The 13,325-nt window shown below is 69.8% G+C and carries 10 protein-coding genes; 1 reads left to right on the top strand and 9 read right to left on the bottom strand.

The annotated features are described in order from the left end of the window. Positions 1–192 precede the first annotated feature (192 nt). Entirely contained in the window at positions 193–786 is a 594-nt protein-coding gene (locus ACN269_RS09415; RefSeq protein WP_421476242.1) for a nucleotidyltransferase family protein, read from the top strand. A 6-nt stretch (positions 787–792) separates the two neighbouring features. Here the strand turns inward: ACN269_RS09415 and ACN269_RS09410 are convergent, their stop codons facing one another. From ACN269_RS09410 to ACN269_RS09370, 9 genes are all read right to left on the bottom strand, one after another. Further along, positions 793–2,199: a GH1 family beta-glucosidase gene (locus ACN269_RS09410; protein WP_421472082.1), complete on the bottom strand. Its 1,407-nt coding sequence runs from the start codon at positions 2,197–2,199 to the stop codon at positions 793–795. Further along, positions 2,196–4,436 carry an alpha-xylosidase gene (yicI, locus tag ACN269_RS09405; RefSeq protein ID WP_421472081.1) on the bottom strand — a complete coding sequence of 747 codons (2,241 nt, stop codon included), beginning with the start codon at positions 4,434–4,436 and terminating at the stop codon, positions 2,196–2,198. Before yicI ends, ACN269_RS09410 begins: the two co-directional genes overlap by 4 nt. Next, the gene (locus tag ACN269_RS09400) at positions 4,433–5,314 is read right to left on the bottom strand and encodes a carbohydrate ABC transporter permease (protein WP_421472080.1); all 882 of its coding nucleotides are present in this window, start codon (positions 5,312–5,314) and stop codon (positions 4,433–4,435) included. The genes yicI and ACN269_RS09400 overlap by 4 nt, the downstream gene beginning before the upstream one ends. 1 nt (position 5,315) lies before the next feature. After that, on the bottom strand, positions 5,316–6,284 hold the full coding sequence (locus ACN269_RS09395; RefSeq protein ID WP_421472079.1) for a carbohydrate ABC transporter permease: 969 nt from the start codon (positions 6,282–6,284) through the stop codon (positions 5,316–5,318). A gap of 67 nt (positions 6,285–6,351) precedes the next feature. After that, on the bottom strand, positions 6,352–7,656 hold the full coding sequence (locus ACN269_RS09390) for an ABC transporter substrate-binding protein (protein ID WP_421472078.1): 1,305 nt from the start codon (positions 7,654–7,656) through the stop codon (positions 6,352–6,354). 86 nt (positions 7,657–7,742) lie between these two features. Beyond that, complete coding sequence (locus tag ACN269_RS09385) at positions 7,743–8,768, bottom strand: LacI family DNA-binding transcriptional regulator (protein ID WP_421476241.1); 1,026 nt, start codon at positions 8,766–8,768, stop codon at positions 7,743–7,745. Between the two features lie 562 nt (positions 8,769–9,330). Then, positions 9,331–10,305, bottom strand: coding sequence for an IS110 family transposase (locus ACN269_RS09380; RefSeq protein ID WP_421472077.1), 975 nt, complete (start codon positions 10,303–10,305; stop codon positions 9,331–9,333). Between the two features lie 400 nt (positions 10,306–10,705). Continuing rightward, a complete protein-coding gene (locus tag ACN269_RS09375; protein WP_421472076.1) occupies positions 10,706–11,515 on the bottom strand; it encodes a metal-dependent hydrolase in 810 nt (269 codons plus the stop codon). 103 nt (positions 11,516–11,618) lie between these two features. Further along, positions 11,619–13,190 carry a protein kinase domain-containing protein gene (locus tag ACN269_RS09370; RefSeq protein WP_421476240.1) on the bottom strand — a complete coding sequence of 524 codons (1,572 nt, stop codon included), beginning with the start codon at positions 13,188–13,190 and terminating at the stop codon, positions 11,619–11,621. Between the last annotated feature and the right edge of the window lie 135 nt (positions 13,191–13,325).

Raw genomic sequence — 13,325 nt, 5'->3', positions numbered from 1 at the left:
CGCCACCCCGGAGAGCGCCCGATGATCAATCGATCCACCGACACGGCCGTGCGATGTGTAACGGTTGCACTATTTTCCCTTTTCGCCCCGCCACCCGTGCCTGGCTCTCCTCGTTGCAGTGTCCGTAGGAGGGGCCGACCGGTCACGGTCGGTCCCGTGCTTGAGGGGGCCCAGCTGAACCGGATCGCAGGAATGATCATCGCCGCAGGTGGTGGACGCCGTATCGGCGGTCCCGAGGCGCTGCTGCACCAGGGCGAGAAGCCACTGGTCAACCAGATGATCGACACGATGACCGAGGCGGGCTGCGAGCAGATCGTGGTCGTGCTGGGCGCGGCGGCCGACCAGGTCCGGGAGACCGCCGACCTGGGCAAGGCCACCGTGGTGGTGAACAAGGCGTGGGGCACCGGAGTCGGCTCGTCCATCCGCGCTGGCCTGGCCGCGATGGACGACGCGGGCATCGAGGCGGTGGTGGTGGTGCCGGTCGACATGCCGGGCCTGACCGCGGCGGCCGTACGCCGGGTGGCCGCGCTGCCGTACCCGGACGTGCTGGTCTGCGCCACCTACGACGGGCTGCGCGGCTACCCGATGCTGTTCGGCCGCCGGCACTGGTCCGGCATCGCCACCCTGGCCAGCGCCGACGTGGGCGCGCGGCCGTACCTGCTGGCGCACAAGGACCAGATCGTCGACATCGCCTGCGACTCGGTGGCCGACGGCAGCCGGGTCGACAGCCCGGAGTTGATGGAGCTCTACGGCCTCACCGTCCCGCCGCAGCGGGCCGGGGTGTAGCGGCCGCTAGTCGGGCTGGTCCAGCTTTCCGGTGGTGGCGAGGCCGCGGTACCAGTGCGCGCTGTCCTTCCAGGTGCGTTCCTGGGTGTCGTAGTCGACCCGGATGATCCCGAACCGGCGGTCGTAGCCGTAACCCCACTCGAAGTTGTCCAGCAGCGACCACACGAAGTAACCGCGCACGTCGGCGCCCTGCGCGCGGGCGTCCGCGACCGCCGCGATGTGCCGACGCAGGTAGTCGATCCGCAGGTCGTCGTGGATCCGGCCGTCGGCCGACACCACATCCGCGAAGGCGGCGCCGTTCTCGGTGATCATCATGGGTTGGCCCGGGTGTTCGCGCTGGAGCCGCAGCAGCAGCTCGGTCAGCGCCGGCGGGTCGATGTTCCACCCCATCGCGGTGTACGGGCCGGGCTGCGGCAGGAAGTCGACGTCGTCGGCCCCCACCCACGGCGAGTGCGCCGACGCGCCGTGACCGTCGGCGTCCGAGCGGGCCGAGTGCCCGTCCCAGGCGCGGACCAGCGTGCTGGAGTAGTAGTTGACGCCCAGCACGTCCAACGGCACGGCGGCCACCTTCTCGTCGCCCTGCCGCACGAACGACCAGTCCGTGACGCCGGCCGTGTCGGCCAGCAGGTCGGCCGGGTACGCCCCGTTCAACATCGGCCCGAGGAACGCCCGGTTGGCCAACGCGTCGATGCGACGGGCCGCGTCGACATCCGCCGCCGCGTCCGAGGCCGGGCGGATGACGTGCAGGTTCAGCGTCACCGACAGCTCGGCGGTCGGCGCCGTCTCCCGGACCACGCGACCGGCCAGGCCGTGCGCGAGGTTCAGGTGGTGTACGGCCGCCAGCGCCGCCGCCGGCTCGGTCCGTCCGGGCGCGTGGACGCCGGAGCCGTAACCCAGGTACGCGGAGCACCACGGCTCGTTGAGCGTCGTCCAGGTGTGCACCCGGTCGCCGAGCGCGCCGACGATCCCCGCCGCGTACTCCTCGAAGCGCAGCGCCGTGTCCCGCACCGGCCACCCGCCGGCGTCCTCCAACTCCTGCGGCAGGTCCCAGTGGTACATGGTGGCGACCGGACGGATGCCGCGCTCCAACAGGCCGTCGACGAGCCGCGAGTAGAAGTCCACGCCGGCCTGGTTGAACCGGCCCGAGCCGCCCGGCTGCACCCGGGGCCAGGAGATCGAGAAGCGGTACGCCCCCAGGCCCAGCTCGGCGATGTGGTCGAGGTCCTGCGCCCAGCGGTGGTAGTGGTCGGCGGCCACGTCACCGGTGTCGCCGTTCAGCGTCCGCCCCGGGGTGTGGCTGTAGGTGTCCCAGATCGACGGGCCCCTGCCGTCCTCGTTGGCCGCGCCCTCGATCTGGTAGGCCGCCGTGGCCGAACCCCACAGGAAACTCTCCGGAAAGGCATCTGCCGTCACTGTCCTGCCACCTCCGTCCCGGCCACCACACAGTGGTACGCCGACGATTCACCCGCCACCAGTTCCGCCCTGGCCACGCCGTCGCGAAAACCTACCTCGAACTCCGCGCCGGCCCCCGAGCCGGGCGACGGAATCCGTACCCGCCGCCGCTGCCCCTCGGCCGGGGCGTAGAGGCACAGGCGGACACCGTCCGCCCAGTCGTAGTCGGGCCGGTCGGAGCGCGCGCCGAACGCGATGACCGCACCCGGCCGGGCGAGCACCGGCAGGCTGTCGAACTCGTGCTTCTCGGTCACCCAGGTCGGGCCGCTGAGCTGAGCGCCGGTCAGCAGGTGGGTCCAGGTCCCGGCCGGGACGTAGAAGGTGACCTGACCGTCGGCGCTGAGCACCGGTGCGACCAGCAGGTCCGAGCCGAGCATGTACTGCCGGTCCAGGTACGCGGCGGCCGGATCGTCCGGGAACTCCACGATCATCGGGCGCATCATGGGGATCCCGTCGCGGTGCGCCTCCTCGGCTGCCGCCGCCAGGTACGGCATCAGGCTGAGCTTGAGCCGGGTGAAGTGCCGCAGGACGTCGACGGCCTCCTCGTCGTACGCCCACGGGACGCGGTACGAGCCGGATCCGTGCAGCCGGGAGTGCGACGAGAGCAGACCGAAGGCGATCCACCGCTTGAACACGGCCGGGTCGGGGGTGCCCTCGAAGCCGCCGATGTCGTGGCTCCAATAGCCGAAGCCGGACGCCGCCAGGGACAGCCCGCCGCGCAGCGACTCCGCCATCGCGACGAACGTCGCCTCGCAGTCCCCACCCCAGTGCACCGGGAACTGCTGCCCGCCGGTGGTGGCGGAGCGAGCGAACACCACCGCCTCGCCCTCGCCGCGCTCGGTCTCCAGGAGCTCGAAGACGGCCTTGTTGTAGAGGTAGGAGTAGTAGTTGTGCATCCGCTGCGGGTCGGAGCCGTCGTGCCACACCACGTCGGTGGGGATGCGCTCACCGAAGTCGGTCTTGAAGCAGTCGACGCCCATGTCCAGCAGGACCTTGAGCTTGCCGGTGAACCAGGCGACCGCGTCCGGGTTGGTGAAGTCGACGAGCGCCATGCCGGCCTGCCACTTGTCCCACTGCCAGACCGAGCCGTCCGGATTGCGGACCAGGTAGCCGGCCCGGCGGCCCTCCTCGAAGAGGTACGACCGCTGGGCGATGTACGGGTTGATCCAGACGCACACCTTCAGGTCACGCTCGTGCAGCCGGCGCAGCATCCCCTCCGGATCGGGGAAGGTCGCCGGGTCCCAGACGAAGTCGACCCAGTGGAACTGACGCATCCAGAAGCAGTCGAAGTGGAACACCGACAGCGGCAGGTCCCGCTCGACCATCCCGTCGACGAACTCGGTCACGGTCTTCTCGTCGTACGACGTGGTGAACGACGTGGACAGCCACAGCCCGTACGACCAGGCGGGTACCCGGGCCGGTCGGCCGGTCAGCGCCGTGTACCGGCGCAGCACGTCCTTGGGGGTGGGTCCGTCGATGACGTAGTAGGTGAGCGACTGGCCCTCGACGCTGAACTGGTTCTGCGCCACGACCTCCGAGCCGACCTCGAACGACACGTGCTCCGGGTGGTCCACGAAGACCCCGTAGCCGGCGCTGCTCAGATAGAACGGCACGTTCTTGTACGCCTGCTCGCTGGCCGTGCCACCGTCGGCGTTCCAGATGTCGACGGTCTGGCCGTTCTTGACGAACGGGCCGAAGCGCTCGCCCAGCCCGTACACCGTCTCGCCGACGCCGAGGGCGAGCCGCTCGTGCACGTGCCGGCGGCCCTGGCCGTCGGTGACGATCCCGACGCTGCGCGCGGTGGACGCGGTGAGCAACCGGTCGCCGTGCCGGAACTGGACTCGCCAGCCGTCGACGAGCGCGACCCGCGCGGTCAGTTCGCCGGTGGTCAGCGACGCGGTGATGCCGGTGATGTCGACGGTGACCGGGTGGGCGCTGTCGGCGGTCAACTCGAAGTGCGGCTCGCGGGGGAGTCCGCCGCTGTGGTGGCCGATGGTCACCCCGATGACGCCGGGGGCGGGGGAGAAGAACCGCACGGTCACGACGGGCCGGTTCAGGGTGTCGCCGCGACCGGTGATCTGACCGGCCGGCGCGAAGACGGTGAAGCCGCTCTCGTCCGGCTCGACCGATTCCACCGCGCCGGGGCGCAGCACGCTGACCCCCGGGCGCAGTTGCCAGTACCCGTCGGTGAACTTCACTTCTCGGCTCCTGCCGTGATGCCGCGCGCCAGAGTGCGCTGGAAGATGAGGAAGAAGAGGATGGCCGGCACCAGGCTGATCAGCGCGCCGGCGTTCGTCGTCGGGGCGTCCATCAGACGGTCGCCCTGCAACGAGGCGAGCGCGACCGGAATGGTCTGCGTCTGGTTGTCGATCAGCATGACCAGCGGGATGAGGAACTCGTTCCAGGTCCAGATGAAGAAGAAGATGAGCAGTACGGCCAGGGTGGGCCGCAGGTTGGGGAAGACCACCCGCCACAGCACCGTCCACTTGCCCGCGCCGTCCAGCGCGGCGGCCTCCAGCAGCGAGCGCGGGAAGGTGCCCAGGACCGAGGCCAGCAGGTACGTGCCGAAGGCGCTCTGGATCACGGTGAAGATGATGATCACCGCGAGCCGGGTGTTGTAGAGGCCGACCTCCTTCGCCACGTAGTACAGCGGGTAGATCAGCGCCTCCTGCGGCAGCATGTTGGCCAGCAGGAACAGCCCGACGATCCAGAGCCGGCCGCGGACCCGCCCGATGCCCAGGGCGTACGCGTTGAGCAGCGACACGAGGACGCCGAGCACCGCCACGGAGCCGGCGATGAGCGCCGAGTTCCAGAGCTTGAGCGGGAAGTCGACCTCGTTCCAGTACGTCCGCAGGCCCTTGGTGTAGAACTCGCTGGGCCAGCTCAGCGGTCCGGCCGACGAATAGTCGCCGGGCGACTTGAACGCGTTGAGCAGCATGAACGCGAACGGCACCAGCATGACGAGCGCGCCGACGGTGACCAGGGCGAGCACGACCCAGCGGCCGACGCCGCGGTGGTGCCGGTCACGGACCGGCCGGCGCAGCGGTGTGGGTGCCGGAGTGAGCGTCACGGCCATGTCAGAACCCCCGGTCCCGGCGCTCGCTGCGCGCCTGCCACCAGATGAAGACCCCGGCCACCACGACGATGATCAGTGTGAGCACCGTGGAGATCGCCGAGCCGTAGCCGACCTGGAGCTTCTTGAAGAAGGTGTAGTAGGCGAAGTAGGACGGCACGTTCGTGGCGTTCTCCGGGCCGCCCCGGGTCAGCGCGAAGATCGGCCCGAACACTTTCAACGCCGCGATGGTGCAGGTCAGTGCGACCACGAAGGTCTCCGGCCGGATCTGCGGCAGGGTGATCGCCCGGAACCGGTGCAGCCAGTTCGCGCCGTCGACCTCGGCCGCCTCGTACAGCTCCGGGTCCACCCGCTGCAACGCGGCCATGAACACGACCACCGGATAGCCGATCTGCACCCAGATCATCACCGCCATCACCGCCGGCAGGGCGGTGTCCGGGTCGCCGAGCCAGTCGTGGCGCAGCGCGCCGAGGCCGAGCGCGTCGAGCAGGCTGTTGAACGCGCCGTCGGGACGCAGGATCCAGCCCCACACGATGCCCGCCACCACCACGGGCAACACCTGCGGGAGGTAGAAGGCGGCCCGCAGGCCGGCGGCGGTCCGCGGCTGGAACCGGCGGCCGATGACGTCGAAGAGCACCGAGGCGAGCAGCAGCCCGAGCAGGGTGGGCACCACCACCATCGCGACGATCATCGCCACGGTGTTGCGGAACGACGCCCAGAACACCTCGTCGTCCAGGAGCCGCTGGTAGTTGTCGAACCCGATGAAGGTGGGGTCGCCGATGCCCGACCACTTCGTCAGTGACAGGTAGCCGGTGCCGACCAGCGGCGCGCCGATCACCAGCAGGAACAGCACCGCTCCGGGGAGCAGGTAGAGCCAGTACGCCGCGCCACGGCCGCGAGGTCGGCGGCGGGGTGTCGGCGGGGTGGGCGTCGCCGTCGACGGTGTGCCGGCGACGGTCTCGGAGACTGCCATGGGAGATCCTTCCCGGCGGTGCGGGCGGGCGCTCCGGTCGTGCCGGTCGCGCCCGCCGCTCGCCGTGTCACTTGCCGGTGATCTCCTTGACGCCATCGGCGTACGGCTTGGCGATCGTGTCGAGCACCTGGTCCGGGGTCTTCGACCCGTTGATCAGGCCCTGGAAGCCGCCGACCAGCACGTCGTAGTAGCCGGGCACCGGCCAGTCCGGGTAGAAGGCCAGGCCGTCCTGCTTGCTGACCGTGTTGAAGTCCTCGATCAGCTTGCGGTCCTTCGGGTCGCTGATCTTCGAGGCGTCGGCCGCGATCGGGACGCCACCGTTGTTGCCGATCAGGTCCTGGACCTCCGGGCGCAGGGTGATGTCGATGAAGTCGTACGCCAGGCTCTTAGCCTTGCTGTTCGACGGGACCACCCAGATGTTGCCCGACGACCCGGCGTTCAGGGTGTTGCCGGGGAAGAGGAACGTGTCCCAGTTGGCCTTCATCTCGGTCTTGAACCGGCCGTACCACCAACTACCGGAGACGATCATGGGGGTCTTGCCGGCGATGAACGCGGTGCCCATGTCCTCGGCCTTGAGACTCGCCGAATTCTTGGCGACGTAGCCCTTGCGCACCCACTCGGCGAACGTCTCCGCGCCGTACTTGAGCGGGTCGGCCTTGAAGTCGACCGGGTTCTTGTAGAGCTGGTAGTTGTCGACGAACTGCCGGTCGGCCTTGGCGAGCGCCAACTGGTAGAAGAGCTGCCCGGCCGGGTACTCCGCGCCGGCCATGCCCAGCGGGGTGATCTTCTTGCTGACGAAGGTGTCCATCGCGGCGGTCATCTCGGCCAGCGTGGTCGGCACCTTCACGCCGTTACGGTCGAACAGGTCCTTGTTGTAGTACACCGTGACGTACTCGCCGTAGTTGGGCACGCCGAACCAGTTGCCCGACCCCATCACGCCCTTGTCGCTGTACCGGGCGGTGGTCTGCAGGCTGGGGCTGAGCTTGCCGGCCCAGCCGCGCTTGTCCGCCTCGGCACTCAGATCGGTGAGCAGACCCTGCGACGACAACAGGCCGGCCGTCGCGTTGCCCTTGTTGTACTCCATGATGTCCGGGCCCTCGGACGAGTTGATGATCATGCCGGCGTTCTGCTGGATCTGCTCGAACGCCTTGCGCTCGAAGCGCACCTCGACACCCGGGTGCTCAGCCTTGAAGATCTCGATCGCCTTGTTCCAGCCGACCCCCATCGCGCTGTTCTCGCTCTCGTAGTGCCAGAGCTTGAGGGTCTTGGCCCCGCTGTCGTCCTCGCTCTCGCCGCCGCCGCAGGCGGCCACGGTGGTCGTCGCGGTCGCCGCCAGGGCGATCGCCGCGACGATCCGGCGGAATCGCTGCATTGCTATCCTCCTCGTTGAGTATCGAGCCCGGTATCTCACTGGGCCCGTCGTCGCGTTGCCGCGCGACGGCGGGCCGTTCTTACTGGTCAGCCCCCATGGGGCCGGTCTGGTCGTGGTGCCGCGGTCGACCCCCGGATCTCCAGCACGCACGGCAGCAGTTGTTGGTGGCACTCGTGACCGGGCCAGTCCAGGTGGCGTACCAGCGCCTCGATCGCGATCCGGCCCAGGGCCGACCCGGGCGACGTCATCGCGGTCAGCGCCGGGGTGGCCAACTCGGCGACCTGCGGCGAGGTGACCATCGAGACCACCGACACGTCGTCGGGCACCGACAGCCCGCGCCCGGTCAGCTCGCCGAGGATGCCGAAGAGCGCCGTCTCGTTCATCGCCAGCAGGGCGGTCAGCTCCGGGGCCCGGGCGAGCGCGGCGGCCAGCGCCGCCCGCCCGCCGGCGGCGCTGTCCTCGGCCGGAATCATGATCGGTTCCAGGCCGTGGCCGGTCATGGCCGTGACAAACGCGTCCCGGGTACGCAACGCCGGGCCGTAACCGCTGGCCAGCGTCGCCGCCGAGTGGTTGACGTAGACGATCCGACGGTGCCCCAGGCCCACCAGGTGCGCGACGGCCTCCCGCACGGTCTGCTCGAAGTCGATGTCGACGAAGGAGAGCCCGCTGGCGTCGCCGGTACGCCCGATCAGCACCAGCGGCACCCCCGCCTCCTGGAGCACGGTGACCCGCTCGTCGGCGAGCTGCACCTCCATCAGCACCACGCCGTCGAGCATCCGCTGGCTGGCCAGCCGGCGCAGGTCGTCGAGGTCGCCGCCGCCGACCGGCGACAGCACCAGGTGGTAGCCGACGGCGCTGGCCGCGGCGGCGGCGCCGGTGACGAACGCGGTCTCGGTCGCGCCCAGGCCACGCTCGTCCATCGGCATCAGCAGACCCAGGATGCGACTGCGTCGGCTCGCCAACCCCCGGGCCATGGCGTTGGGCTGGTAGTCCAGCTCGGCCATGGCCGCGAGCACCTTGGCGCGGGTGGCCTGGGAGATCGGCCGGGCGCCGGTGAGCACGTACGACACGGTGCTCACCGAGACCTGCGCGAGGCGGGCGACGTCGTGCATCGTGGCCACCACGCACCTCCTCCGGCCCGGAGCGGACCCGCCTCCGAATGATCGTCGAAGCGTTTCGTCGAAACGTTTCGACAGACGCTAGGTCACGTGTTACGGCACCGTCAATAGCCGATGTCGAAAAGAAGTCCGAGCGGTCCGCATCGTCGCCGGCGCGACTCCCGGCAGGCAGCAAGTTCGGGGATGTTGCTGCTTCCGGCACGTCTGAGGCAGCAACATCGGTGATGTTGTGAGGATCTTGGGCGCGGGGCGCGTCGATCTTGTACTTTCTGTGCCGACAAAGCGGGCAAACCTCAACACTTCGTCAACCGAAAGTGCAAGATCGGCGAGAGTGGGCGGGCCTCCCTGCTCCTCAGCGGGCCAGCCCGGGCAAGGTCGCGCTCGATCCAGGATCTAGTGGTGTCGGCGCGACCGGAATGCCACTAGATCCAGGATCGAGCACGATCTTGACGTCGGCGACCCACCTCACTCGTCGATCTTGCACTTTCGGTGGTGACATAGGGCGCGAAACGGGACAGTTCGGCAACCGAACGTGCAAGATCTGTGAGGGTTGCTGTCAAGCGGTGGCTTCGAGGATGCGCCAGATTTGGCGGGCTATGTAGCGTTTGAGGCTGCGGGTGATCTCGGCTGGGGTGTGGCCTTGGGTGGTGCGGCGGTTGACGTAGTCCTTGGTGGGTTGGTGGCAGCGTTGTCGGGCTTTGGCGATGGTGTGCAGGGCGGCGTTGAGGGTGCGGTCGCCGCCTCGGTTGAGGCGGTGGCGGACGGTGCGGCCGGAGCTGGCGGGGACGGGGCTGACGCCGGCGAGTGAGGCGAATGCGGCTTCGCTGCGGAACCGGCCGGGGTGTGACCAGGCGGTCAGGGTGATCGCGGCGGTGACGGGGCCGATGCCGGGTTGGTCGAGCAGGGTCGGGCAGAGTTTGTCGACCAGGGTGCGGATCTCGGTGAGGTTGGCTTTCAGGAGCCGGTCGAGGGTCAGGATCTGCTCGGCGAGGGCTGCTAGTTGACTGCGGCGTAGGTGGTCGCCGCTGTTGTCGTTGGTGAGGGTGGTGGCGTGCTGGACCTGCCGCAGGGTGCTCAGGCCACGTAGTTGGGTGCGTAGGTCGTCGTCGGCGGTGAGGATCACCGATTTGAACAGGTTGATGGTGGCGGTACGGGTGTCGCTGTAGTGGCGGCGGCAGACGTGCAGCAGGCGCAGGGATTCCCGGTCGCCGTCGATGCGGGGCACGGCGACGTGATCGGCGGCCAGCACGGCACGAGCGGCGTGCACGGCGTCCAGCGCGTCGGACTTGCCGCCTCGCCGGCGGCGGCCGGTCGCGGGTTTGGGTGCTTCCAGGACATCTTCACCCGCGGCACGCAGGACCCGTAGCAGGCCGACACCGTGACAGCGGGCACCGTCCAGGGCCCAGGCCCGCCGGCCCGTTCCCAGCACGCTCGTCTGCTGCCGGGCCCAGGCCAGCAGAACAGCGGCACCGTCGGCGGTGGCCGGCACGGTGATCTCGGCCAACACGGTCCCGACCGGGGTGCTGACCACAGCGGTGTGCGTATCGGTATGGGTATCCACACCGATAACCGCGTCGACACGGTCGGCCAGGCGATCTGTCAGGATGCAAGACACGGACGCTTCTCCCTTGCACGGGACGACGTTCGGACGGCGTCGGCCCGGGAGACGATCACCCGGCGGCATATCTGTGATGAGTCACGCGATACCAGTCGCGGACAGGCTTCTGATCAGGCCAGCAAGGTGGGCCGGGCCGACGCCGGTAACCCACGAGGACAAGTCGCACTCCACGGCACACCCTCTGACGGCGGCCAGATCTTGCATGAGTCACTCGTCGATCACCGACGTCGAACCCTACCGATGCCAGCCTCCCGGAACCGGCCCACCTATAGAAGCGTCGGCGCGGCGTGGGGCGGGCGCGGGTGTGGCGGGGTTAGACGTCGATGTTGAAGCGTTGCAGGACCGAGGGGGCGATCAGGCCGGCGGTGGCGAGGGCCGCGACCACGGTCAGTACGGCGCGTAGCACGACGACCTCGGCCTTGCTGCCGGTCCGCAGCGCGATGCTGTTCGGGAGACCGATCATCGTCCACATGCGGCGGCGGATCGGGATCGGCCAGAGGATCGGCACCCCGGCCTTAGTGATCATGTCGCCGAGGATGTGCACGAAGCAGCCCACCCCGACGGCCGTACCGATCAGCGGATAACCGCGCCCGCCGGGCAGGTTGGCGAAGGTGAACCAGGCGGCTCCGGCCGACGCGAGCGTCACGATCACCCAGCCCGCCCGTTCGGCCCACTCGTCGAAGAGTCCGCGCAGGGCCAGGCCGAACATGAAGAACAGGATCGTGATCACCGCCCACTTGCCGTACGCGGCGCAGAGCGCGGTCGTGCCCCAGCCGACCAGCAGCGTGAACGGAAGCGTGTGGGTGAGCGTCCGGTGTCCGTTGTTGCGACGCGGGTCCTTGCTGAGCTTCGTCGCGTAGTAGACGCCGAGTGAGATCTTCTCCATCACCTCGGCGATGAACAGCGAGAAGACCCCGAACGTACGGGCGACGGTGGCACCACCCTGGTTGCGGGTCACCTTGCCGGACAGGTCGAGGTCCGGAAAGAGCGCCCCACCCGCGCACACCGCTGTGCCCACCGCCAGCGCCAGCGGCGACTGGTGGTAGTCGGCGAACTGGTCCAGCGCCCAGGACCCGGCCAGCCATACCGCCGCGCCGGACAGCGCGTGCGACGGTCCCATCATCTTCGGCTCACCCTCCCCAGGGATCTTGAGCGCCAAAACTACGCCACTGTAGTCAGCGCCGGTGTCGCAGGGGCGTCAGTTCGATCGTCCACAGCGGACAGTGTCAGAGGGTGGGCGTGAAGCTCTGCCGGATCATCACGAAGTATGCCGCGTTGACCTGCCAGTCGAACTCCTTTGTCAACCACGAGACGGTGTAGGCGCGTGCGGCCGAGGTGTTGGCGAGCAGCCGGATGCTGTGCACCCGGTCGCCGGCGGCGTTCTCCCAACTGCACTCCCAGAGGGCCCCGCCGTCGAAGACGTCAAGCGTGGAGATGTCGACCTTGCGGTAACCGGGTAGCGCCTCGGCTTCGACGAGTCGCTTCTCCTCGGCCCTCAGGTGCGCCAGCGGATCGGTCCATGCCGGTCCCGCCTCGACGCTGAGCACGCGCGCCCCGCTGGGCTCCCGGAAACAGGTCACCGCCCCTTCGGTCCAGCGTGCCCAGCCCACCGGGGCGGCGATGCGGAAGCCGGTCGGGTCGTCGTGCCAGGTCCAGCCGTCCCGCAGCCCGTACCTTGCGTCCTTCGGTGGTGGCACCGAGGGCACCGGCGTGGCTGTCGGTGGCGGGGGCGTGGCGCATGCGAACGCGGCCGGTCGGGTGGCGGTCGCGCCGCCGCCGGAGCCGGACGGGGGCGTGCGGTCGTCCGGGCCGTCCAGCAGTGCCGCCGTGACGCCACCGGCGACGAGCAGGGCCACCGCGGTCGCCGCGCCGCCCCACGCGATGATCCGTCCGCGTCGACCCACGGCGCGGTCCGCCGGGCGGTGGACCGACCTCGCCGGGTCCGGTGCGGGATCGTTCGCGTGTGCCGGGGCGGACGGCGCGGCCCGGGTCGCGCCGCGGACCGCTGCCACCGCGGTGGACCGTGCCGACGCGGGCCGGTCGTGGTCGGCCGCCGCCGCGCGCAGCAGTGGCTCGGCCTCGGCGGCGGTCAAGCGCCGCCAGGGGTCGCGCTGCAACAGGCCGCTGATCACCGGGCGCAGGGGGCCGGCCCGGCGCATCGGATCCGGCGGCTCGGTGGCCAGCGCGCTGAGCGTGGCCATCGCGCTGGACCGGGCGTACGGGGACTGCCCCTCGACCGTCGCGTAGAGCGTCGCGCCCAGCGACCACAGGTCGGTACGCGGGTCCGACACGCCGTCGCGCGCCCGCTCCGGTGCGACGAACTGCGGAGAGCCGAGCACCAGGCCCGGGCCGGTCATCGCCCCGTCGCCACCGTCGAAGGTGGCGAGGCCGAAGTCGGTGAGCACCACCCGCCCGTCCTCGGCGACCAGCACGTTGTGCGGCTTGACGTCGCGGTGCAGGACACCTGCGGTGTGCGCGGCCCGCAGCGCGGCGAGCACCGCGAGCCCGATCTGGGCCGTGCGAGTGGGATTGAGCGGACCCTCGGCGTTGATGATCTGCTGCACCGACCGGGACGCCACGTACTCCATCACGATCCACGGGTTCTCGCCGTCGTGCACCACGTCGTACAGCCGGACGACGTTGGGGTGGTTGAGCCGCGCGGCGGTACGCGCCTCGCGGAGCGTGCGCAGCCGTAGCTCCGCGCGCTCGGCCTCGGCCAGCCAGGCCGGCGGCACGACCTCCTTCACCGCCACGTCCCGGTGCAGCATCTCGTCGCGGGCCAGCCACACCCGGCCCATCCCGCCGGTGCCGACCAGGTCGAGCAGCCGGTACCGACCCGCGATCAGCAACTGCTGCACGGTCGCTCCCCCTCGGTCACCCTGAGTTACACGATAGCCACCGTCGTCGGATTTCTCATCCGCTGAGCGGCCTCG

The sequence above is a fragment of the Micromonospora sp. WMMD736 genome, from assembly GCF_049179015.1.
Classification (GTDB): Bacteria; Actinomycetota; Actinomycetes; order Mycobacteriales; family Micromonosporaceae; genus Micromonospora.
Note: the sequence above shows the minus strand (reverse complement) of the source record. Positions and strands in the feature narration are given on the sequence as shown.

Coding starts and splice junctions, on each gene's coding strand:
- ACN269_RS09415 (WP_421476242.1), top strand. CDS start 193: ATGATCATCGCCGCAGGTGGTGGACGCCGTATCGGCGGTCCCGAGGCG.
- ACN269_RS09400 (WP_421472080.1), bottom strand. CDS start 5,314: ATGGCCGTGACGCTCACTCCGGCACCCACACCGCTGCGCCGGCCGGTC.
- ACN269_RS09395 (WP_421472079.1), bottom strand. CDS start 6,284: ATGGCAGTCTCCGAGACCGTCGCCGGCACACCGTCGACGGCGACGCCC.
- ACN269_RS09390 (WP_421472078.1), bottom strand. CDS start 7,656: ATGCAGCGATTCCGCCGGATCGTCGCGGCGATCGCCCTGGCGGCGACC.
- ACN269_RS09385 (WP_421476241.1), bottom strand. CDS start 8,768: ATGCACGACGTCGCCCGCCTCGCGCAGGTCTCGGTGAGCACCGTGTCG.
- ACN269_RS09375 (WP_421472076.1), bottom strand. CDS start 11,515: ATGATGGGACCGTCGCACGCGCTGTCCGGCGCGGCGGTATGGCTGGCC.
- ACN269_RS09370 (WP_421476240.1), bottom strand. CDS start 13,190: ATGGGCCGGGTGTGGCTGGCCCGCGACGAGATGCTGCACCGGGACGTG.